Raw genomic sequence first — 20,603 nt, 5'->3', positions numbered from 1 at the left:
AAACCAAATAAGCAAGATTATTTAAGGAGTTGAGATGCCATCATTTGACGTTGTTTGTGAGCCGGACATGGTTGAGCTCAAAAATGCGATTGAGCAATCGAATAAAGAAATTAGCAATCGTTTTGACTTTAAGGGTTCCGATAGTCGCGTAGAGCAAAAAGACGAAGCTTTAATTTTGTTTGGTGATGATGACTTTAAATTAGGTCAAGTGCGCGATGTTCTCGTTGGCAAAATGGCCAAACGCAATGTGGATGTGCGTTATCTCAAAGATGACAAAACGGAAACCATCGGCGGCGATAAGCGTAAACAAACAATGAAGATTCAAAAAGGTATCACTTCAGAGTTGGCAAAAAAAGTAGTGCGCATTATTAAAGACAGCAAACTCAAAGTACAAGCCAGTATTCAGGGTGATGCGGTACGTGTGACAGGCGCTAAGCGTGATGACCTGCAAGAAACGATGGCATTACTCAAGAAAGAAGTAACCGAAGCTCCATTGGGCTTTAATAATTTCCGTGACTAATGCTTCGCCTGCAATAGCCCCAGCAAGCCAAGAAGCTATTGAACGCTTCTGCGATGCTTGCTGGCTAGAGGATGGCCTTGCTCAAAATAGTCTAGCCGCATACCGCAGAGACTTGTTGTTATTGGCGCAGTGGCTCTACAAAGAGTCTGGCGGCGATCTTTACGGCGTTACTGAAAAAGATCTCACCGCTTACATTGCTTATCGCAGGGCTGATAAAGCTACCACTGCTAATCGTCGCCTAACGGTTTTCAAGCGCTTCTACCGTCATGCCTTGCGCATCAATTTAGTCAAAAATGATCCTTGTATGGGTTTGCGTGCTGCGAAGCAAGCACTACGTTTTCCAAAGACATTAAGTGAAGATCAAGTTACTTCACTATTGAATGCGCCAGATATTGATACACCCTTGGGTTTGCGTGATCGCACGATGTTAGAGCTGATGTATGCCAGTGGTCTACGTGTTTCTGAGATTGTTTCTTTAAAAACAGTAGCGCTTGGTTTAAACGAGGGCGTAGTGCGAGTGGTAAATGGTAAGGGTGGTAAAGAGCGCTTAGTGCCTTTTGGTGGCGAGGCTGGTCAATGGTTAAGAAGATATCTTGCTGAAGCACGTACTCCGTTGCTAGAGGGAAAAACATCAGATGCCGTCTTTGTGGGTCGCCATACCGGTACTGGTTTAACCCGCCAAGCTTTTTGGGCCCTTATCAAGAGGTATGCCACAGTCGCCAATATCTCTGTGGCGCTTTCACCTCACACCTTACGCCATGCCTTTGCTACCCATTTACTCAATCATGGGGCTGATTTAAGGGTGGTGCAGCTGCTTTTAGGGCATGCCGATATCTCTACTACCCAAATTTATACCCATGTTGCCAGAGAAAGACTCAAATCAATTCATCAACAGCATCATCCACGGGGCTCTTAAGTGCGGTCCCGGACCGGCGGTGCCGGTTTCTTGAGTCTATAAGTGTTTAAGATAGCGGTATGGAATTCACACTCGATTTATTACTAATCCCCATTGCCTATTTGATTGGCTCTATTTCCTTTGCGGTAGTGGTGAGCAAGTGCATGCGTTTGCCCGATCCTCATTCCTATGGCTCTGGTAATCCGGGCGCGACCAATGTACTGCGTACGGGTAATAAATTAGCGGCAGTGTTGACCTTGATAGGCGATGCCTTGAAAGGTTACCTTGCTGTCATGCTCGCACGTGTTCTGTTGGGTGATGAATCCTTCACTGCTTCATTAAATTCTTGGTTACTCTGCGGAGTAGTGCTGGCTGTTTTTCTGGGACATCTCTTTCCGGTGTTTCACGGCTTCAAAGGCGGCAAAGGTGTTGCAACTGCCTGCGGCATTTTGTTTGGCATTAATTGGATCTTAGGTTTAGCGACGCTGAGCACCTGGATTATTGTGGCCATGTTTATGAGGTACTCATCATTGGCTGCATTAGCTGCGGCAATTTTTGGCCCCATCTATTTTGTTTTCTTGTTCGGCTTTCAGCCAATGGGAATTTCGCTACTGATTATTTGCTTTTTGTTGATTTGGCGTCACCGTAGCAATATCCAAAATTTACTCAATGGCACCGAGAGTCGCATTGGTTCCAAAAAGACTCCAAAATAAATTCATCAAAGCCCCCAATCATGAATATCGCATACGCCTGTGTTCTCTTTATGGGTCTTCTGCCCTATGTCGCTGCTGGTATAGCAAAGAAGGGGTTTGAGGGTTATGACAATGCTTTGCCAAGACAGTGGCTTGCGAAGCAAACTGGCTTTAGGGCTAGAGCCAATGCCGCGCAAGCAAATTTATTTGAGTCTTTGCCGCTCTTTTTTGCGGCAGTCATCATTGCCTCAGTTGCTAATGCCCCACAAGCTAGAATTGATTTACTGGCGCTAGGCTTTGTTGCTGCGCGCATTGCTTACTTAATTTGTTATGTTGCTAATTGGCCAACAACCAGATCCATTGTTTGGTTATTTGGAATCATCTGTGTAGTCGCTCTATTTTTCCAAATTTAAGTAGTTCTGATATCACGCTGATTACGCCACACCCTCCATACAAATACTGTAATCAATTCATCATTCAATTCATAAATCACTAAACCTAACAATTAATAAAAATAACTGAGACAGACTATTTCTTATGCCGATTAAAAAACCAGTTGCAGTAAAAAAACCAGCGGCCAAAAAGGCCAGCGCTACCAAGAAGACAGCATCCAAAAAAGATGATGTAGGTTTGCCTTTGTCAGTCGTGATTCGCCGTCGTATAGAGGCGCAAAAAGCACGTTTTCATGCAAACGACAATATTTCTGCTTATATTCAGCCTGGAGAGCTTGAGGGCTTGGTGGATGAAGTTGCTGAGAAGATGCAAGCAGTCCTGGAAAGCTTGGTGATCGATACTGAAAATGATCACAACACTAAAAATACTAGCCGTCGCGTAGCGAAAATGTACGTACAGGAAGTATTTAATGGTCGCTACGTGGAGCAACCCACGCTTACAAAGTTTCCTAATGTGAGTCGCTTAAATGAACTCATGATCATTGGGCCAATCACTGTACGTAGCGCATGCTCCCACCATTTATGTCCCATCATGGGCCGCATTTGGATTGGGGTGCTACCAAGCAAAGAGTCTGCTTTGATCGGTCTTTCTAAGTATTCACGCTTGACCGAATGGGTCATGTGTCGCCCACAGATTCAGGAAGAGGCTGTTGTGGAATTAGCGGACATGCTTGAGAAAAAGATTAAGCCGATCGGTGTTGCGGTTGTCATGGATGCGGATCACTTTTGTATGCAGTGGCGCGGTGTTAAGGATCGCGACTCCAAAATGATTAATAGTGTGATGCGCGGAGCCTTTTTAAAGGACTCTAATTTGCGCCGTGAGTTCTTGGCCCTGATTGATCGCAAGTAATTTGATGAAAAAGCTTTTTATTCTTGCCTTGTTAGGGCTGGTGCTAGTGGGTTGCTCTAATGGACCCAGGCGGCAAGACTATCAGGCGTTGATGAATGAGGAGGTGGTTTCTCCATTCTTTAAAGTGCCCGCATTAAATCAAAAAGACTTTGCAGACCGTACTTGGGTTTTATTGGCCGAGTCAAAAACCAAGTTGTGGTTCTATGATCCCTATACGCTTGCTGAGGACGAAGAAGGGGTTGTTGCGTTTGATGCATTCTTTTCTCCGCGAGAGCAAAATAATTTGCAGTTATTTAATGCCACTATTGTTGGCCCCTATCGCCAAAAGATAGATTGCTTTGGCAACTATCAGTGGTCTGAAACGCTCTATACAAAAAACATAGCACCCAAGACCCCTGATCTAGCTGGAATTAAGCCTGTCAATGGCTCGGGCTGGGTCAAGATTAAAAGCCGTACGGCAATGGCTTATGTGCGTACCCGTGTGTGCGGTAGAAAGTTCATTGATGACCAAAACATCAATTACTTTTTATTCCAAACAAGTCCAATGTCTTTAGTGCAAGCACGCAAAGAAGTGATTCGAGATGCCGCACAATATCAAAAAGAAATGCAGTTAGAAGAAGAGCGGGCAAAAGCGCTGAAAGATTCGAAAGCGCAAAAAAGTGCCGCATACAATGTCCCGATTGCACCGCCACCTCCGCCGCCAGTAGAAGTGCCAGCAGAGAAGACCCCTGTATTTTATGAGGTTATTAATAACGAAGTCACTGTGATTGATGCAAAGAATGATGTGCGCCAAATGAAGATCAGCTCTTATTTAATGGAAAAAGATTTTCCAAAGCAGGCTGACTATCTTTTCACTGCAAACTGCCAAAACAATACCTATAACTTAGTTTCGCAAGGAGCTGAAAAATCTACTGGAGCAATCGGGACCAAAGATTCATTCACTGCCGTAGCATTTAATAGAGCCTGCGCAAATCACGGTTCTTACATGAAAATCTCGACCCGAGGGGTAAGGTAGAAATGATAACGGCGCTTTCTTCCAAAGCTATTTCGCTGATTTTTCTGGGGTTTGTCTTGATTGCATGCTCAAGCATGCCAACGGTAAATCAAGACCCAGCTAAAAATAACAAAGCCACATACAACAAAGACTTTATGGAGTGCCGGGAGGATTATCCGGAAGTGGGGTCAGGAGCTCACTACAGGCAGTGGATTAGCTGCATGAATCTCAAGGGCTGGAAGTAAAAATGTGGCTTTTATGCAACTTCTAAAGGGTTTTTTAACTCACTCACCTCTCTTGAAATGCATATAAATATATAAATTTTGTAATTAATTTATTATTAATACGCACCCCCCATAAAAAAAGGTCAAAAAAATTATTAAACAGAGGAAAAGATATGAATTCAGCAAAATTATTGGTAGCGTTAGCTGCAACAGGCTTAGTTGCTACATCAGCATTTGCACAAAAGAGCGCGTTCGAGGGCTTTTATGGTCAGATCGCTACTGGCTACGAAGCTAACAATGTTCAAAGTAACACTACCACTTTCACTACAGTCCCAGCAGGGTATGGCGCAACTTACAGCAATCCTAGCGTCAATTTTAGCAACGCTCCACTCATTGCTGGTCTAGGCTATACCTTCTCCCTAACAAATCAATTCACTCTCGGTCTTGGTGCGGATTATTCTTTTATTACAGGCAAATCGGGAAACTTTACCTCGACTAGTACAAGTCCAGACGCAGATCCAAATAACGCTTACTATAAAACTTCAAACCGTTTCAATGTTTTCTTAACACCAGGTTATGTCATCGACAAAGACAAATTAGCCTATTTAAAGGCTGGTTATTCAACCCAGAAATTGGAGGGCTTCGATGCTACTAATGGAGCCTCAGTAGGTAGTGAAAACGTCTCCGGCTATATTTTAGGCCTTGGTTACAAGCAGATGATTACAAGCGGTTTGTATGGATTTGGAGAAGTAAATTATATGTCTTACAGCAAAGCTAACCTAACCACTTCGGGGCCTTGCTCAATGGGCTGTACTAGTTACTCTGGTACAAGCTCGGCCGGTTCAACGGCCTATAATCTTTTGGTTGGTCTAGGCTATAAGTTTTAATTTAGTTTTCTAGCTTAGTTCTTATTAAAAGCCACTCTTCGGAGTGGCTTTTTTCTTTTGCTTTAGCTAAACAAATAGATGAACCCTTTTGCTGTCCTTAATAGGGTCCCTGATTTATGAGAACAATTCTCATCTATATTTCTATATAAATCATTGACTTACGTTGTAGCTAGCAGCATCAATTCTTCTCCACTATGATCAGTTTTAGTTTTAAAAGTACCCCTTGTTTGAGAACAACCTTTTAAATTATTTGCTGTTTTACTTTTTGGAGAACCCATGAAAAATAGTCGTCGCCAATTTATGATTTTGTCTGCTGCTGGTGCCTGTACTTTGGCATTGAACGGTAAGGTTCAAGCTCAAGCAATGGTTGCTGAAACTGATCCACAAGCTGCTGCATTGGGTTACAGGGCTGATGCTTCTAAAGTAGATAAAGCGAAGTTCCCTAAATATGCTGTTGGTCAAAAGTGCGATAACTGTGCTTTGTATCAAGGTAAGCCTGGTTCAGCGGCGGGCGGCTGCTCTTTGTTTGCTGGCAAGCAAGTTGCTGGCCCAGGCTGGTGCTCTGCTTACGCTAAGAAAGCTTAAGTTCAAGACAAAAGCTTTATTCGATTCACATCGAATAGTAAAAAAGACTGCTCCGGCAGTCTTTTTGTTTTCTGGCAGTGAAAAGTCAGAGCTTATGATCATGATTTCCATTCAAAGATATTTGGCTTTGAAACCGACTTTTAAGTTTGCATGAAACATTCCTTTAAATCCCTGGTCAAACGCTTTTCCTTTTATCTGGGCGGCGATCAGCCGGCAGTCAATTGGCTAGAACGTTTGCGTTCGGTAATGGGGGCTTTTATTGGTCTTGCCTTGGTACTTACCGTCGCCAAAGTTCTGGGGGAGCTCAATGCAATTGATGAGTGGTTGATGGCATCTTTAGGGGCTAGCGCTTTGCTAGTCTTTGCATTGCCAGGCAGTCCAATGGCGCAACCCTGGGCCGTGATTGCGGGCAATACCTTGTCTGCTTTGGTTGGAATTACATGCGCCCACTGGGTTTCAGCGCCCTTGCTAGCGCTCCCGCTGGCTGCTTCGCTATCTATTCTGGGAATGTTTATTTTGCGGTGTTTGCATCCACCGGCTGCTGCGGTTGCAATGATTGCGGTACTAGGCCATGTGCTGCATTACCGCTATGCATTCTTTCCCGTATTCATTGATTCGGTATTGTTGGTTGTGGCGGGGGCTATCTACAGCAATTTGACTGGAAAAGCCTATCCCAATAGACCAAGTTGACTTAATGAGTAGGTCTAAATAATCTAAAAAGACTTAATTGTCTTTAAATGTAGATTAATTAGACCTATTTTCCTTGATTTGTATGTAAATATCAATAAATGCAGTTTATTTAACTTTGGTTGCTGCGATTGAGGCTATGCAGTCTTTAATGCCGTAATTGTGATATTTACCCGCATTTTCTTTTTTAAGTGATTGGGCACATTCAATTACTGAATTACGAACATTGATTTTTGGTGCAGTCATTTTGTCTCCTTAAGTTTTATGGTGATTTTGTAATTGGGGGTACGTTTCCTGGAGCTTTAAAAAGCTCTCTTGTAGTAATGAATTATAAAAATCTTTGTGCCAGACTTCAAAGCCATGAAGCCCCATGGGTAATACCCCAGTTTGCTCCATCCAGTAGGCAGGCTCCATTTCTAGGGCGAACTTAGCGGCCAGAAGGGGCGGGCAGGCCTGAAAATGGGGGTCTATTGAGCCCCAGTAGCCAAAAAAGGCATCTTCCATGAAGAATGTTTTGCTGATATGACCTTCTTTGCGTGCCAGCAAATCCAGGGTCTTCGCAATATTGCGCAAGGAAAGACCACCATTGCCCACATAAAAGCGCTTGGTATTGATCTGAATGGGCCAGCGATTGAATAAAAACCGATATTGTGGGAAGCCTTTAATCCACGGGGCGCCATAGTAGTCATAGCCTTGGTTGCAAAACCCCCTAATTTGGTTGCTGAGCAAAAAAGTGTCTAGTTGGGCAATGAGTAAATAGTCGTATTGATCGACGAAGGGAGCGTAAAAAGCGGAGCTAATGACTAAATCGTTATAACTATGCACGCTGACAAAGTGCTGGGGGGCATATCTCTGGACCTTAAGATCTGGCCATAGGTTTAGGTACCCATTGAGGTCCAAACCTTCTGGGCATACCAGGGTAACGTTTTCAACGCCCAATAAGTGCAATTGAAGCAGCGAGCGTGTGTCAGATAGGGAAAGCTGCGGTTTATAAACCGGCACAGTAGTGACGTAACGCTGGGGGGAGGGGGTGGGCATGTTTAAAGGGTGTAAAAACACTTAAATTGGGACAGCCACACGGGTTTTGGGCCTTACAATGTCAGTTATTTTGTTAAAAAACATAATCAGTGAGTAATATTACGCCAGGCTCTTCATCGTCCCAAATAATTCCCGTCATTTTGTGTGGCGGTTCGGGCACTCGTCTCTGGCCATTATCAAGAGCAGGCTTTCCTAAGCAATTTTTGGTCCTGTCTGGTGACGGCTCAAATCAAAGCCTCTTTCAGCAAGCAATCAGCAGAATTCATGCGGTGGGCAGTAAGAATGTCACGCTTGGTAAAACAGTCATTGTCACCAATGAGGAGCACCGTTTTTTAGCGCTCGATCAATTGCGTGAACTCAAGACTCAGCATGCAGCACTTTCAGCTGCTTTGCTTTTGGAGCCTATCGGCAGAAATACAGCCCCAGCACTCACCTTGGCTGCTTTGTATGCGCAAGATCAAACAAGCATGAGTGGTGATTCTTCTGATCCTATTTTGGTTGTTACACCTGCAGATCAAACAGTCACCAACCCAGCTGCGTTTACTAAGGCTTTAGCGAAAAGTATTGAGCTTGCGCAAACTGGCGCGATTGCTATTTTGGGTATTACGCCGAGTGCACCAGAAACGGGTTACGGTTATATCAAAGTGCAGAGTCAGGCTAGCGCTGAAGATGTTTATACGGTTGAGCGCTTTGTAGAAAAGCCGAACGAAGCTACTGCAAAGCAATACTTGGCAGAGGGTGGTTACTTCTGGAATGGCGGCATGTTTGTGCTCAAAGCTAGTGTTTGGTTGGCTGCGCTCAAAGAGTATCGCCCTGATATTTTGGCGGCGACCCAAACAGCCTGGCAGGCTAAAGCAACCGATGCTGCCGGTGAAGCAGAATTTATTCGTCCTGAAAAAGACTTATTCAAGGCGATTCCAGGTGAGTCAATTGACTATGCAGTGATTGAAAAATGCCCGGGATCTCATTACCCCATCAAGATGGTTGAGCTAGATGCCGGTTGGAATGATCTTGGTGCGTGGGATGCTGTGTGGCAAGTGGGCAAGCAAGATGCACAAGGCAACGTCACTTCTGGTGATACTTTAGTCAGTAATTCGAAGAATTCTTTAGTGCATGCAAGTAGTCGTTTAGTGAGCGCAGTTGGTGTTGAGAATCTCATCATTGTTGAAACGGCTGATGCAGTTTTAGTGGCTGATCGAAAAAATAGCCAAGACGTCAAAAATATTGTTGGGCAATTAGAAGCGCAAAAGCGTGAAGAGAAAAATCTGCATCGCAAAGTCTCACGTCCATGGGGTTGGTATGACAGCGTGGATGAGGGTGAGCGCTTTAAGGTTAAGCGTATTCAGGTCAAGCCAGGCGCTAGCTTATCGCTTCAGATGCATCACCATCGTGCTGAGCACTGGATCGTGGTGAAAGGTACTGCGGAGATCACCAACGGCGATCAAGTTCTGCTGCTAAACGAAAATCAAAGTACGTATATTCCGCAAGGACAAACGCATCGCTTGGCTAATCCCGGTAAAACCCCATTAGAAATCATTGAGGTGCAATCCGGTAGTTATCTGGGCGAAGACGATATTGTGCGTTTTGAAGATACCTACGGCAGAAGTTAGTTATTACAGTAATCAATAATCCTTAGTACACCAATTAGTAAATATAGTAAATAAACCAAGAAGAGTTAATTATGAGCAAGCAAAAAGTAGCCCTAATCACTGGAATCACTGGCCAAGATGGTTCCTATTTAGCCGAGTTCTTATTAGAAAAAGGCTATATCGTTCACGGTATTAAGCGCCGCTCTTCTTCTTTCAATACAGACCGTATTGATCATATTTATCAAGACCCACACATCAATCATCCCGACTTAGTTTTGCATTACGGTGACTTGACTGATACCAGTAACTTGGTGCGCATCATTCAGCAAACGCAACCTGATGAAATCTATAACTTGGGCGCGCAATCTCATGTGGCTGTGTCATTTGAGTCGCCAGAGTACACCGCCGATGTTGATGCGATTGGTCCATTGCGCATGCTTGAGGCAATCCGTATTTTGGGTTTAGAGAAAAAGACTCGTTTTTATCAGGCATCTACTTCGGAGCTTTATGGCTTGGTGCAAGAGATTCCACAAAAAGAAACCACGCCGTTCTACCCACGTAGTCCATACGCAGTTGCCAAGATGTATGCCTACTGGATTACTGTGAACTATCGTGAAGCTTATGGCATTTATGCATGTAACGGTATTTTGTTTAACCATGAATCTAAGCGTCGTGGTGAGACATTCGTAACTCGTAAAGTGACTCGTGGCCTGGCTAATATTGCTCAGGGTCTAGAGAAGTGTTTGTACATGGGCAATATTGATGCTTTGCGTGACTGGGGTCATGCAAGGGACTACGTCCGTATGCAGTGGCTCATGCTCCAACAAGACAAGCCAGAAGATTTTGTGATTGCAACCGGTGTGCAGTTTACCGTACGTGAATTTATTATTCGTAGCGCCAAGCAATTGGGTATCACCTTGAAGTTTGAAGGTTCAGCTGAAAATGAAAAAGCCATCGTTGCCTCGATTGAGGGCGATAAGGCTCCGGCACTTAAAGTGGGCGATGTCGTTGTGCAAATTGATCCACGCTACTACCGTCCTACTGAAGTAGAAACACTCTTGGGTGATCCAACAAAAGCCAAAGAAAAGTTGGGCTGGGTTCCAGAAATCACTCTTGATCAAATGATCGTAGAGATGGTGGCTAATGATCTAGACCAGGCCAAGCAACACGCTTTATTGCAAAAGCACGGTTACTCAGTAGCGGTTGGTAAAGAAAACTAAAAAGAAGACTCAATAAAAGAAGATCAATACGTGCCAACAGATTTAAATCAAAAAATATACGTAGCTGGCCATCGGGGCATGGTGGGTTCTGCCATTGTGCGCAACCTCCAGGCCAAGGGTTATAAAAACATCATTACTCGCACTCACGCTGAACTAGATTTAACTAATCAGCAGGCAGTAAAAACGTTTTTTGAAACAGAAAAGCCGGATCAAGTCTATTTAGCTGCTGCTAAGGTTGGCGGTATTCATGCGAACAACACCTTTCCAGCTGAGTTTATTTATGACAACCTGATGGTGCAAAACAATGTGATCCATCAAGCTTTCCTAAATGGTGTGAAGAAACTCCTGTTCTTGGGATCAAGCTGTATCTACCCACGCTTAGCGCCACAGCCTATGAGTGAGGATGCGCTCCTCACTGGCAAGCTAGAGCCAACAAACGAGCCTTATGCAATTGCGAAAATTGCTGGCATCAAAATGTGTGAAAGCTATAACCGTCAATATGGTGCATCCTATGGCGTTGACTATCGCTCTGTAATGCCTACCAATTTATATGGCCCGGGCGATAACTACCATCCAGAAAATAGTCACGTGATTCCGGCATTAATTAGACGTTTTCATGAAGCTAAGCTAGCTAATGCACCTGAGGTAGTCATTTGGGGAACGGGCACACCACGACGTGAATTTTTATACGTCGATGACATGGCTGCTGCCTCAATCTTTGTTATGGATTTGGATAAGAAGACTTATGACAGCCAAACTCAGCCTATGCAAAGTCATATTAATGTGGGATTTGGTAGTGACATCACCATCAATGAATTAGCCCATGCCGTAGCAAAGGCAACGGGTTATGCTGGCAATATTAGTTTTGACTCTAGTAAGCCTGATGGAGCACCGCGTAAATGGATGAGCTCAGATCGACTCAATCAATTAGGCTGGTCGCCTAAAGTAGATTTGCCAAGTGGCTTGAGTCAGGCCTATGCCGGCTTTATTACTCAGCAATAGACTTTTCTAGTCTTGCTCTCCAAAAGGGCATATACAGCGATTTTGCATCAAGCTTTTTCTGGTTAATAGAGATGATTGCTTGATCTAAAAATGCAGGGGTAATTTCTCGCCAATCATTCACAGCAATGACTGGTAGGGTGCTAAATAAGTCATTTAGTTTGGCAGTTTTGACGATGACGATGCATCCTAGTAGCAGCGCTTCCCAAGTGCGATGGCAATCTAAACCAGCACCGTGAGGACTTAGTACAAATTGGTATTGTGATTGCAACTCCCAGGTATCAACCATAGGCTTAGGTTCCGGCTGAAAGTAGCAGACCGATTTATCAATGATTTCGTAACAGTCTTTGCGATCTGCGCGATCTATTGAGAAATGCCAATTACAAAAAATCTGATGTTTACGGGCCGACAATTCTGGTGCGCCTTCTGCAATATTGAGTAGCTGCTGCTCTTGCATACTCGGCAAAATGAAGCCACCACCCCATTCCAATGGGTTGGACCATAAATTGTGAAGATTGATACCGATTGGTAGGGAGTGTAGTTTTGGATGATCACAGTCCCTGTTTTGCGCAAACCAGCTGAGTAAGTGAGGACTCTGTAGGAGGCGATCCAGACTGTCACCAAGACTATTGGCGTTAATCGGCAGATCGCTATCACCGCTCACCAATACAAAGCCTTGATGAATCTTGGGGAGGATCTGCTGAGCGAAGTAAACGAGTCCATCGCTAGGGATGTAGATGGAAAGTGGTTTAGATGCGCCTTGTAAGGAGAGATTTTTTAGCTTACCTGGGATGCTATCTAAGTAAGCGGTATCTTGAATGCTGGACTGTGGATTATCAGGGTGAACATCGCATGAATACAGGATCGAGCGGCTGTTTACTAGCCTTGCATTCTGAATTCCATATTCAAAGTCAGATGCCATGAGAATCTTCGTAGCAATTTTGCGGCGATCATGCTTGCGTAAGAAGTGACCCAAAAAACGATAGAGTGGTCGATGAAGCATATTGGTATTTGGGCCTATAAAAATGAATGATTTACTGCAATAACGTCATAACTATTGAATATTTTATCTAGAAGATAGGAATTACTTTTTTTATTTTTCGCACAAGAGAATTCTTTCTTTTGGTGGCGTATTGCAAAAACGCATGAGGAGCATAAGTCCAATAGGTGAGTTGCTGTGCCCTTTCAAAGGTGGCCATACAGGCTTTGGCCCTGCCTTGAAAATGTAGGGCGGCTACAGGTATTGCCTGCTCACCTTCTGATTTGTGAACCCAATGCATCTTGTTTTGATGGGTCACTTTTTTCAGCATTACGTTCTGGACCATTGCGAATTCGTGATCAATAACATTGCCAGTTTCATTTAAGTTGTTATCAAAAAACGGCAAGCCATCTAAATGTGATTTGGCAAAGTTGTAAACATTGCTTTTGCTTTTCTGCCAAAGAAAGAGTGCGGTCATATCGCAAATACCGCCTGGCATATTTTTTTGCAAATGCCATTCATATTTTTGATCAAGAAGTTGACGGGTTTCCCCTTTGTAAAGATTTTTGAGAAAACTCAAAAAGTCCTCTAGACCAGCCATTGTCCAGAAAGAGGTATGTGGTGAGCAGGCCCACCAAAATCCCTCTTGGTTACAGGCTGACTGGCGAGGAGTCGAAATGCCTGCGCAATAATGATTAGGTAACAAGAAATCATTTGTGATGGCTGTCAGGTTTTGCAAAACGGTCGCATCGCTGTCGATCATCCAAAAATGATCTAAGCCCCTTTGTTTTGCAATGGCATAAAGATAAAAATAGCGTTTAAAGCATAAAAGCTCAAACTCGATGGGTGCCGACGAGAGGTGAACATATTGCGCCTCAAAATCTCGATATTCGGGGAGATCAATCAGGGCATCATCGTAATACGCCGTGCAAAGCTTGCCTGTTTCAGCGTCATTGCCGATCAAAATGACGTGATTACCTGCACTTTGAGTGCATCTTGCTGCTATTTGCAGATAATCTTGGTTCCCATGATGAATGAGAAATATTTCTTGGGGTTCTTGATTGATCATGGGGTGTCTGATTTTTATTGAAGGTACTGCTTGCTGAGGGTATTTAGCTTAATTTAGTGCAATTTATCGATTAAAATCAAGCTATTATGCCAATCTATCGAGCTTGGCGACTTAAATCATATGAATAATCAAGATCGTCAAATTCTATTGCGCCTGCTGCGTTATTTGCGGCCACACTACAAGCTTTTCGCATTAGCCATATTGACTACGATCATCGTAGCTGCATCAGAAACGTCCATGCCAGCCCTGATGAAGCCTTTGCTTGATGACGGTTTTACAGGAAAGTTAAATGGCACCTTATGGGTAGTGCCATTTTTATTGGTAGGGTTGGCCATGGTCAGAAGCCTTTCTCAATTTGCCTCTAATTATCTGCTCACCAAAATTACTAGTAGCGTTTTATTTACTTTGCGCCAGCAAATGTTTTCAAGATTAATGTATGCAAAGGCTGAATTGTTTCTCAATAGCACAGCCTCCAAGCTCATTAATGCTGTTGTTTTTGAGGTTGGCAATGCCTTGAACGTGATGGGTGGCCTGGCAATTAATTTTTTACGCGACGTTTTAACCGTTGTAGGTTTATTGGGATACCTGCTTTATTTAAACTGGAGCCTCACATTAATTGTGTTGGGTATTTTTCCTATCGTGGCATTTATTTCCAATAAGATTAATAAGCGTTTGCGCATGCTAAATCGTTTACAGCAGGACTTTACCAATGACATGTCATACGTGGTTGAGGAGTCTACTGCAGGCCATAAGCTAGTTAAATTACATGGTAGTCAAAGCTATGAGATGCGCCGATTTATGGAACGCGCAAAAAAGCTTTATCACTTTACGATGAAGTTAGCTGTTGCTGGTGGGTTAAATCAACCTCTTACCCAGCTTGTTGCCTCATCTGCGTTATCAATAGTGTTGGTGATTGCCTTGATGCAGTCAGCCAGCCAGGGCACCACCGTAGGTGAGTTTGCTGCTTTTATTACCGCCATGATGCTGATTATTTCTCCGCTCAAGCGCGTGGCGGATATTGGTCAACCCTTGCAGCGTGGTTTTACCGCTGCTGAGTTGGTCTTTATGCTGCTAGATCAGGAGCTTGAATCTGATCCAGAAAAGCAAGATCAAGAGGTCGCTCTGGATAAGGCTAAAGGAAAAATTCAGTTTGAGGATGTCACATTTCATTATGAAAAAGAAGGTGAGCGCAGGGCTGCATTGCAGTCTATTAATTTAACGATTGCACCTGGTGAGGTGATTGCGCTTGTTGGACCATCTGGTGCCGGTAAAACTACCTTGGTAAATTTATTACCCCGTTTTTCTAGACCAAGTTCCGGACAGATTTATTTAGACAACATCAGCCTAGAAAATTTAAGATTAAAAGACCTGCGCAGACAGATTTCTTTTGTTGGCCAAGATATTATTTTGTTTAATGACTCAATTGCAGTCAATGTAGCCTATGGCTCTGCTCTCGATCAAATTGATCGGAAAAGGGTGATGGAAGCGCTTGATGCTGCAAACCTAGCAGAGTTAATTCAGGAATTGCCAAACGGCATCGATACTGTCATTGGTGACAACGGCAATCAATTTTCTGGGGGTCAGCGCCAAAGGCTGGCTATTGCAAGAGCAATTTATAAAAATGCCCCTATCCTGATCTTGGATGAAGCAACTTCTGCTTTGGATTCTGAGTCAGAGCGTCAAGTACGGGCTGCTATAGATCGTCTTATGGCTGGCAGAACGACCATTGTGATTGCTCACCGCCTATCTACTATTGAGCATGCCAATCGAATTGCAGTGTTAGATTGTGGAAGAATTGCAGAGCTCGGTTCCCATCAAGAGTTGATTGCTAGGGATAGCTTATATGCCCACTTGCGTCGACTACAGTTTGTAGAGAATTAATCAATATCGTCTTAAATGATCAAAGCGTTTTCATCAACTACCAAATCAGTCCTGGCAACGGCAGAGACATTGCCGCCGATGTTGATTGCTGCTCTTTGTTGGCTCTTTGCCATTTTATTTGGCATATGGATGTTGCCTAATACGATCTTCGTCAGAAATGCTTGCCTTCTGCTTGGAGGGTTATTGGGTTTGTATGTGATTGCTTTGGAGCTCAGGCGCGGCGTTACAGTGCTGCAGGTCAATGCCATACCCGTCCTCATGGTTATGCTCTTATATTTATGGGTTACGGCACACCTGCTATGGCTCGGAGCTGAACCGCAATTGCAGCTACAAGAATTTAGCCGCTACTGGAAAAGAATCATCTTATGCTTTCCGTTTGCGCTAGGTTTGGGTTTGGCTCTGCGTAGTGCTGTTGTCTACTCAGATACCCAGCAATCCAAAAACTCTCAGTCTTGTTGGGGGGTCATGTATTTGGGTTTAATGCTGCCCACCATTATTTTCTTCGTTAAATATGCTCTGACCATTTTGGCGAAGCATTATCAGATTGAACTCAATCCATTCCTTGAGGTTTCTGAAGACTATCATCTCAGTCGCTTTGGGATGTCCAAGGCCTGGTATGTCTTCTTCTGTTTGCCAGGATTCGCTGTAGCGCTAGGCATGATTACCAATGCGATTTTGACAAACACTTTTACCATCAAAAAATATGGCGTATTTCTCTTATCAATGATTGCTGTACTTTGCGCCTTTTATCTGCAGGCGGTGCGTAATGGCATGATTTATGCAGGCATTTTGATTGTGATTGCAATTGCGATCGCAGGAAGATCGGTATTACGCAGTGGCTCACGCAAACAAATTGCAGCACTCTTTGCAATTTCTTTGATATTAGCTGCGATGGTAGCGGCTTCAGTACACAAGCATCCGCAATGGAAAATGATGGTGGCTGATGCCAAGGTAGCAGTGCAGTTAGAGAAGTTTGATCATTGGAAATATCAAAACCATTTGGGTAAGGGTTACCCAATGAATGAATACGGCAAGGCCGTGAACTTATCAAACTACGAGAGAGTGGCTTGGGGTATTGTGGGCACTAAGTTGCTCATCGAAAATCCACAAGGCTATGGGTTGATGAGTTTATCTTTTGACCACCTCACTAAAGCCAAATGGCCAGATTCTTGGTTGAGTATGACTCATAGTGGTTGGCTGGATTTTGCTTTAGGCTATGGCATTCCTGGTCTAGCTTTGCTGCTAGGCGCTTTGCTATTAGCCTGGCATAACAGTAAAAAGGTGATTACTCCATGGTCCTATCTAGGTCGATGGGGCCTTGGTTCGATTGGCCTATTGATGATCACCACTGAGCTTTCCTCAGAGATCTTTATTAATGCAACTGTATTTATGGTGGTAGCTATAGCTGGTATGACTATGGATCTTGGGCACAACAAAAAACTAGATAAACATCTAGCGCAGAGTTAGGAAATGCTTAAATGAATATATTGCTTACTGGTGGCGCAGGTTATATCGGCAGTCATACTACTGTAGTACTGTCGCAGGCTGGCCACAACGTGGTCATTTTGGATAATTTCTGTAATAGTCAAAAAAGCGTTTTAGATAGACTGCAGTCGATTTTAGGTAAAGCACTTCCTTATGTTGAGGCAGATGTTCTTGATGCTGCTGCAGTAGAAAAAGCGCTACGGGATTATCAGATTGAAGCAGTGATTCATTTTGCCGGCTTAAAGGCAGTGGGAGAATCGGTAGAAAATCCCCTGAAGTATTACGCTAATAACGTGCAAGGCTCCATCAGCGTTCTTCAGGCAATGAAAGCAGTGGGCATCAAAACCTTTGTCTTTAGTTCTAGCGCAACTGTATATGGCGATCCTCAATACTTACCGTACGATGAAAAGCATCCAACAAAGCCAATGAATCCTTATGGTTGGACTAAGCTGCAGGTTGAAGAGATTTTGCATGATGTATCGATTTCAGATCCGCAGTGGAAGGTAGCGTGTTTGCGTTATTTCAATCCGGTAGGTGCGCATGAGTCAGGGCTCATTGGTGAAAATCCATCCGGCATTCCGAATAACTTGATGCCCTTTGTAGCCAGGGTAGCTACAGGCCACTTGCCCAAGCTCAATGTCTTTGGCAATGACTACGATACAAAGGATGGCACTGGTGAGCGTGATTACATCCATGTGATGGATTTGGCTGAAGGGCATATGGCTGCCTTGACCTACCTTGAAAACCATCCCGGCTGGCATGCGATTAATTTGGGAACGGGTATTCCAGTGAGCGTACTCGACTTGGTGGGTGCTTTTGAGAAAGTGATTGGTCGAGAGATCCCGAAGGCTTTTGCTGCAAGACGCACTGGTGACTTACCGGTTTACTATGCCCAGCCAGAGCGTGCAAAGGCGCTTTTGAATTGGGCTGCTAAGCGATCCTTAGATGAGATCGCTGCGAGTACTTGGAAGTGGCAACAAACCACTGTTAAAACTGAGCGGTAATACTGATAACGCTAAATAAGTACATTCATAAGCTATAGCCACCATGAGCTTAATTAAGAGGTTAGCTCCTCAAAATAAAACCCACAAACTATTTTTAGTTTCTGCTGCCAATGTGGCAATCAGGGCAATGGGTATTGTGGGATCAGTTGCGGCTGTTTACGTACTCAGTAGAACTTTAGATAAAAGTCAGTTTGGTATGTGGTCCTGGCTGCTTTCCATTGCAACACTGATTACCTCGCAAGACTTTGGCGTTATATCTGCTATGAGAATTGAGTTGGGGAAATTGGGCGCAAGCCAAGAAGACGATTCAAGTGAAACACAGAATCAACTGATTTTCTCGGTACTTCAAGGATTATTGGCAATTATTGGTCTTGGCTTGTTGGCACTGTTATTTCTGTCAATTGGTATCGAAGGCTTAAAAGCAATCAAAGCTCCTTACGGTCTTTTTGCGTTAGTGGTAATGATTTCTCTTTTATCATTATTGGGGACTATTTCAGCAAATGCGCTATTAGCATTTCTAAAGGAAGATCAAGTTGCACTATTAGACTTTTGCAGAAATGCTTTGCAACTCTTTGCTGTTGCACTTATCTATATTTTGCAGGCCGACCTCAATCTGGCCACTGCTATATTTTTTGCGCCGTATGCCCTTTACTCTCTGGCGGGTCTATATTTGCTGCTGCAATCCAGACAATTGGCAATGGGCGTTTTTATAGCTAGTGTGTTTGGCAATATTCAACACCATTGGAATCAATTTCTACCACTCTTTAAGGCTGGACTGCCCTTGTGGGCTATTCAGTTGGGAGCCATGATTTTCTCCGGCAGCGAGTTGATCTATGTGGGATTTTTTGCTGACGATACCACTATCGGTACTACCGCTATCTTGCAGCGCTACGTCAATATTGCAATAGCATTTACAGCGGCAAGTACGATTCCATTTTTAGGGCATTATGCCAAACGAATCCACCAAAATAGCGCCGAAGACCGTGATTGGTTAAAGCAAAAAAGTAATGTCAAGTTACTAGTGGTACTGTCGATTGGGTTCACCTACTCCATATTTTTGATTCTATGTGGAGAGCAGATGACTAAACTATGGAGCGGTCAACTTGTACAGGATCGATCTCTCTACTTATTAATCGGCGCAGTCTTTACAGTGACTGCTATGAATACCTTGTTTCAGTTGTTTTATCAGTCCAATAAAGTATATGTTCCTGTTATATGGGCATTGGGCATTTGTGGAGCCATCAAATTCCTGGGTATTTCATTGTTATATGCTCCGATGAAAATGATTGGCATATGGGTTAGTTTTTTGATTGGAAATCTACTATTCCTGGTGTTTAATTTTTTCTACGTTAGAAAAACTTTATTAACTCACACAAACTAAAACCCATCATTTTAGCTATTCCTAAACTCCATTTTTTAGGTGGGATAGAGAAGGTATTCTCTGAATTTCTACTGTATTTATCTAAATCAGGATATTCAGTTATTCTGATCTGCCAAGCGGTTGATCCTGAGTTAGCATCTTGCTGTGCCCGAGTGATTTATCTGCAACAAAGGCCGCCTCTGTTTAGAAGATTCCCCTTCTTTAATACTATCTCATGGATTAATAAGGTTGGTAGGGCCATTCGCCAGAATAGGCTCGAAGATTCCTTGGTATTTGCTGCGCCAGGAGCTGGCCCATGGAAAATAAGTTTTGGATTTGCTGGGAGTTGTCATCTAGCATCTTTATTTGTATCGGCAAAATATGGATCATGGAAGTGGATATTTAACCCCTTTAATTATTTAATATCTCTTTCAGAGTGGTACTTTTTTAAATATGGCTCTCAGATGGTCTTAGCGCCCTCCACGCGAACTGGGCGAGAGTTGGAAATGTACTATGGCGTGAGCCCTAAAAAAATCGTAGTTTTGCCACATGGTGTAGATACAAATCTCTTCCATCCATTAGCTGTTGATTTGCGACAAGAGTTGCGAGCGACAGAATCAATTGATAAGAAGACATTTGTCTTGCTCACAGTAACTAATGAAGTTGAGCGTAAGGGCTGTTTTTTAGTTCTGGATGCTATTAAAGAAATGATTACTAAAGATAGGTCAATTCAATACCGTATTGTTGGTCGTGACGACTATGCAGTAATTAAAAGATATGCAGCATCAATTGGCGTAGAGCATGCAGTTCAATTTTTGCCGGCTAAATCAGGCCCAGATTTAATTAAGCTATTTCAGAGTGCCGACGCTTTTATTCTGCCGACTTTTTATGAGGCATTTGGTTTGGTAGGCATTGAGGCTATGGCATGTGGTTTGCCATTAGTTGCCACACAAGTAGGTGGGATTGAAGATTACCTTCAGGATGGAAAGACTGGTTTATTTATTCTGCGCACCAAAGTGGATATTGAGAAAAAAGTAAATTATTTGATTGAGAATCCAGAGCAGCGTCAGAAGATGGCTATCTCAGCGCGCCAACAAGCAGAAAATTACTCCTGGACCTCTGTTCTGGGGCAATTAAAACCGCTGGTTGATAATGGCTCATTATCTAAAGACTCGGCAGGCGCGGAATAATTA

The 20,603-nt window shown here is 43.5% G+C and carries 22 protein-coding genes and 1 pseudogene; 19 read left to right on the top strand and 4 right to left on the bottom strand.

What is annotated here, in order from left to right:
* Positions 1 to 34 precede the first annotated feature (34 nt).
* From ICE93_RS00380 to ICE93_RS00335, 10 genes are all read left to right on the top strand, one after another.
* Entirely contained in the window at positions 35 to 520 is a 486-nt protein-coding gene (locus ICE93_RS00380) for a YajQ family cyclic di-GMP-binding protein (protein ID WP_068320545.1), read from the top strand.
* Complete coding sequence (gene xerD / locus ICE93_RS00375; RefSeq protein ID WP_216184321.1) at positions 513 to 1,436, top strand: site-specific tyrosine recombinase XerD; 924 nt, start codon at positions 513 to 515, stop codon at positions 1,434 to 1,436. The genes ICE93_RS00380 and xerD overlap by 8 nt, the downstream gene beginning before the upstream one ends.
* Before the next feature lie 59 nt (positions 1,437 to 1,495).
* On the top strand, positions 1,496 to 2,128 hold the full coding sequence (gene plsY, locus ICE93_RS00370) for a glycerol-3-phosphate 1-O-acyltransferase PlsY (RefSeq protein ID WP_216184319.1): 633 nt from the start codon (positions 1,496 to 1,498) through the stop codon (positions 2,126 to 2,128).
* A gap of 20 nt (positions 2,129 to 2,148) precedes the next feature.
* Positions 2,149 to 2,520, top strand: coding sequence for an MAPEG family protein (locus tag ICE93_RS00365; RefSeq protein ID WP_216184316.1), 372 nt, complete (start codon positions 2,149 to 2,151; stop codon positions 2,518 to 2,520).
* 124 nt (positions 2,521 to 2,644) lie between these two features.
* Positions 2,645 to 3,409 carry a GTP cyclohydrolase I gene (gene folE / locus ICE93_RS00360; protein WP_255554412.1) on the top strand — a complete coding sequence of 255 codons (765 nt, stop codon included), beginning with the start codon at positions 2,645 to 2,647 and terminating at the stop codon, positions 3,407 to 3,409.
* Positions 3,410 to 3,413: 4 nt separating this feature from the next.
* Entirely contained in the window at positions 3,414 to 4,424 is a 1,011-nt protein-coding gene (locus ICE93_RS00355) for a hypothetical protein (protein ID WP_216184314.1), read from the top strand.
* A 2-nt stretch (positions 4,425 to 4,426) separates the two neighbouring features.
* Positions 4,427 to 4,648 (top strand): hypothetical protein, encoded by a 222-nt coding sequence (locus tag ICE93_RS00350; RefSeq protein ID WP_216184311.1) that lies wholly within the window; start codon positions 4,427 to 4,429, stop codon positions 4,646 to 4,648.
* 152 nt (positions 4,649 to 4,800) lie between these two features.
* Positions 4,801 to 5,514 (top strand): outer membrane protein, encoded by a 714-nt coding sequence (locus tag ICE93_RS00345; protein WP_216184308.1) that lies wholly within the window; start codon positions 4,801 to 4,803, stop codon positions 5,512 to 5,514.
* Positions 5,515 to 5,790: 276 nt separating this feature from the next.
* A complete protein-coding gene (locus ICE93_RS00340; RefSeq protein WP_216184305.1) occupies positions 5,791 to 6,099 on the top strand; it encodes a high-potential iron-sulfur protein in 309 nt (102 codons plus the stop codon).
* Positions 6,100 to 6,249: 150 nt separating this feature from the next.
* A complete protein-coding gene (locus ICE93_RS00335; protein ID WP_216184302.1) occupies positions 6,250 to 6,789 on the top strand; it encodes an HPP family protein in 540 nt (179 codons plus the stop codon).
* Positions 6,790 to 6,894: 105 nt separating this feature from the next.
* Here ICE93_RS00335 and ICE93_RS00330 read toward each other — a convergent pair whose 3' ends face one another.
* Both ICE93_RS00330 and ICE93_RS00325 read right to left on the bottom strand, forming a co-directional pair.
* The gene (locus ICE93_RS00330; protein ID WP_216184299.1) at positions 6,895 to 7,032 is read right to left on the bottom strand and encodes a hypothetical protein; all 138 of its coding nucleotides are present in this window, start codon (positions 7,030 to 7,032) and stop codon (positions 6,895 to 6,897) included.
* Between the two features lie 9 nt (positions 7,033 to 7,041).
* Positions 7,042 to 7,824: a DUF5672 family protein gene (locus ICE93_RS00325; RefSeq protein ID WP_216184296.1), complete on the bottom strand. Its 783-nt coding sequence runs from the start codon at positions 7,822 to 7,824 to the stop codon at positions 7,042 to 7,044.
* Between the two features lie 89 nt (positions 7,825 to 7,913).
* On the opposite strand from ICE93_RS00325, the gene ICE93_RS00320 reads away from it, so the two are divergent.
* The 3 genes from ICE93_RS00320 to ICE93_RS00310 all read left to right on the top strand — a co-directional run bounded on the left by ICE93_RS00320 (position 7,914) and on the right by ICE93_RS00310 (position 11,635).
* A complete protein-coding gene (locus tag ICE93_RS00320; protein ID WP_370624576.1) occupies positions 7,914 to 9,434 on the top strand; it encodes a mannose-1-phosphate guanylyltransferase/mannose-6-phosphate isomerase in 1,521 nt (506 codons plus the stop codon).
* Positions 9,435 to 9,505: 71 nt separating this feature from the next.
* Positions 9,506 to 10,633: a GDP-mannose 4,6-dehydratase gene (gmd, locus tag ICE93_RS00315; protein WP_216184293.1), complete on the top strand. Its 1,128-nt coding sequence runs from the start codon at positions 9,506 to 9,508 to the stop codon at positions 10,631 to 10,633.
* A gap of 30 nt (positions 10,634 to 10,663) precedes the next feature.
* Positions 10,664 to 11,635, top strand: coding sequence for an NAD-dependent epimerase/dehydratase family protein (locus ICE93_RS00310; protein ID WP_216184290.1), 972 nt, complete (start codon positions 10,664 to 10,666; stop codon positions 11,633 to 11,635).
* On the opposite strand, the gene ICE93_RS00305 is transcribed toward ICE93_RS00310, so the two are convergent.
* Complete coding sequence (locus ICE93_RS00305; protein ID WP_216184287.1) at positions 11,622 to 12,635, bottom strand: hypothetical protein; 1,014 nt, start codon at positions 12,633 to 12,635, stop codon at positions 11,622 to 11,624. The genes ICE93_RS00310 and ICE93_RS00305 overlap by 14 nt on opposite strands.
* 67 nt (positions 12,636 to 12,702) lie before the next feature.
* On the bottom strand, positions 12,703 to 13,680 hold the full coding sequence (locus tag ICE93_RS00300; protein ID WP_216184283.1) for a hypothetical protein: 978 nt from the start codon (positions 13,678 to 13,680) through the stop codon (positions 12,703 to 12,705).
* Positions 13,681 to 13,800: 120 nt separating this feature from the next.
* Between ICE93_RS00300 and msbA the strand changes: the two genes are divergently transcribed.
* The 6 genes and pseudogenes from msbA to ICE93_RS00275 all read left to right on the top strand — a co-directional run bounded on the left by msbA (position 13,801) and on the right by ICE93_RS00275 (position 20,600).
* On the top strand, positions 13,801 to 15,561 hold the full coding sequence (gene msbA / locus ICE93_RS00295; RefSeq protein WP_216184280.1) for a lipid A export permease/ATP-binding protein MsbA: 1,761 nt from the start codon (positions 13,801 to 13,803) through the stop codon (positions 15,559 to 15,561).
* Between the two features lie 15 nt (positions 15,562 to 15,576).
* Positions 15,577 to 17,028 (top strand): O-antigen ligase family protein, encoded by a 1,452-nt coding sequence (locus ICE93_RS00290; protein ID WP_216184277.1) that lies wholly within the window; start codon positions 15,577 to 15,579, stop codon positions 17,026 to 17,028.
* An 11-nt stretch (positions 17,029 to 17,039) separates the two neighbouring features.
* Positions 17,040 to 18,050 carry a UDP-glucose 4-epimerase GalE gene (gene galE / locus ICE93_RS00285; protein ID WP_216184274.1) on the top strand — a complete coding sequence of 337 codons (1,011 nt, stop codon included), beginning with the start codon at positions 17,040 to 17,042 and terminating at the stop codon, positions 18,048 to 18,050.
* A 43-nt stretch (positions 18,051 to 18,093) separates the two neighbouring features.
* Positions 18,094 to 19,431, top strand: coding sequence for a hypothetical protein (locus ICE93_RS00280; RefSeq protein WP_216184271.1), 1,338 nt, complete (start codon positions 18,094 to 18,096; stop codon positions 19,429 to 19,431).
* Positions 19,413 to 19,916 (top strand): annotated as a pseudogene (locus ICE93_RS11470) (glycosyltransferase family 4 protein); the annotation flags it as partial. The gene ICE93_RS00280 and the pseudogene ICE93_RS11470, both read left to right, overlap by 19 nt.
* 12 nt (positions 19,917 to 19,928) lie before the next feature.
* On the top strand, positions 19,929 to 20,600 hold the full coding sequence (locus tag ICE93_RS00275) for a glycosyltransferase family 4 protein (protein ID WP_216184267.1): 672 nt from the start codon (positions 19,929 to 19,931) through the stop codon (positions 20,598 to 20,600).
* Positions 20,601 to 20,603 lie beyond the last annotated feature (3 nt).

It is taken from the genome of Polynucleobacter sp. MWH-HuK1 (assembly GCF_018881815.1).
In the GTDB taxonomy this organism is placed as follows: Bacteria; Pseudomonadota; Gammaproteobacteria; order Burkholderiales; family Burkholderiaceae; genus Polynucleobacter.
This window is presented reverse-complemented; position numbering and strand designations above follow the sequence as displayed.

What these genes read in the sequence shown, in the direction of transcription:
- plsY (WP_216184319.1), top strand. Translation starts at nt 1,496, where the DNA reads ATGGAATTCACACTCGATTTATTACTAATCCCCATTGCCTATTTGATT.
- folE (WP_255554412.1), top strand. Translation starts at nt 2,645, where the DNA reads ATGCCGATTAAAAAACCAGTTGCAGTAAAAAAACCAGCGGCCAAAAAG.
- ICE93_RS00365 (WP_216184316.1), top strand. Translation starts at nt 2,149, where the DNA reads ATGAATATCGCATACGCCTGTGTTCTCTTTATGGGTCTTCTGCCCTAT.
- ICE93_RS00300 (WP_216184283.1), bottom strand. Translation starts at nt 13,680, where the DNA reads ATGATCAATCAAGAACCCCAAGAAATATTTCTCATTCATCATGGGAAC.
- ICE93_RS00290 (WP_216184277.1), top strand. Translation starts at nt 15,577, where the DNA reads ATGATCAAAGCGTTTTCATCAACTACCAAATCAGTCCTGGCAACGGCA.
- ICE93_RS00340 (WP_216184305.1), top strand. Translation starts at nt 5,791, where the DNA reads ATGAAAAATAGTCGTCGCCAATTTATGATTTTGTCTGCTGCTGGTGCC.
- galE (WP_216184274.1), top strand. Translation starts at nt 17,040, where the DNA reads ATGAATATATTGCTTACTGGTGGCGCAGGTTATATCGGCAGTCATACT.
- ICE93_RS00350 (WP_216184311.1), top strand. Translation starts at nt 4,427, where the DNA reads ATGATAACGGCGCTTTCTTCCAAAGCTATTTCGCTGATTTTTCTGGGG.
- gmd (WP_216184293.1), top strand. Translation starts at nt 9,506, where the DNA reads ATGAGCAAGCAAAAAGTAGCCCTAATCACTGGAATCACTGGCCAAGAT.
- ICE93_RS00325 (WP_216184296.1), bottom strand. Translation starts at nt 7,824, where the DNA reads ATGCCCACCCCCTCCCCCCAGCGTTACGTCACTACTGTGCCGGTTTAT.
- ICE93_RS00345 (WP_216184308.1), top strand. Translation starts at nt 4,801, where the DNA reads ATGAATTCAGCAAAATTATTGGTAGCGTTAGCTGCAACAGGCTTAGTT.
- msbA (WP_216184280.1), top strand. Translation starts at nt 13,801, where the DNA reads ATGAATAATCAAGATCGTCAAATTCTATTGCGCCTGCTGCGTTATTTG.
- ICE93_RS00355 (WP_216184314.1), top strand. Translation starts at nt 3,414, where the DNA reads ATGAAAAAGCTTTTTATTCTTGCCTTGTTAGGGCTGGTGCTAGTGGGT.
- ICE93_RS00280 (WP_216184271.1), top strand. Translation starts at nt 18,094, where the DNA reads ATGAGCTTAATTAAGAGGTTAGCTCCTCAAAATAAAACCCACAAACTA.
- ICE93_RS00380 (WP_068320545.1), top strand. Translation starts at nt 35, where the DNA reads ATGCCATCATTTGACGTTGTTTGTGAGCCGGACATGGTTGAGCTCAAA.
- ICE93_RS00305 (WP_216184287.1), bottom strand. Translation starts at nt 12,635, where the DNA reads ATGCTTCATCGACCACTCTATCGTTTTTTGGGTCACTTCTTACGCAAG.
- ICE93_RS00330 (WP_216184299.1), bottom strand. Translation starts at nt 7,032, where the DNA reads ATGACTGCACCAAAAATCAATGTTCGTAATTCAGTAATTGAATGTGCC.
- ICE93_RS00335 (WP_216184302.1), top strand. Translation starts at nt 6,250, where the DNA reads ATGAAACATTCCTTTAAATCCCTGGTCAAACGCTTTTCCTTTTATCTG.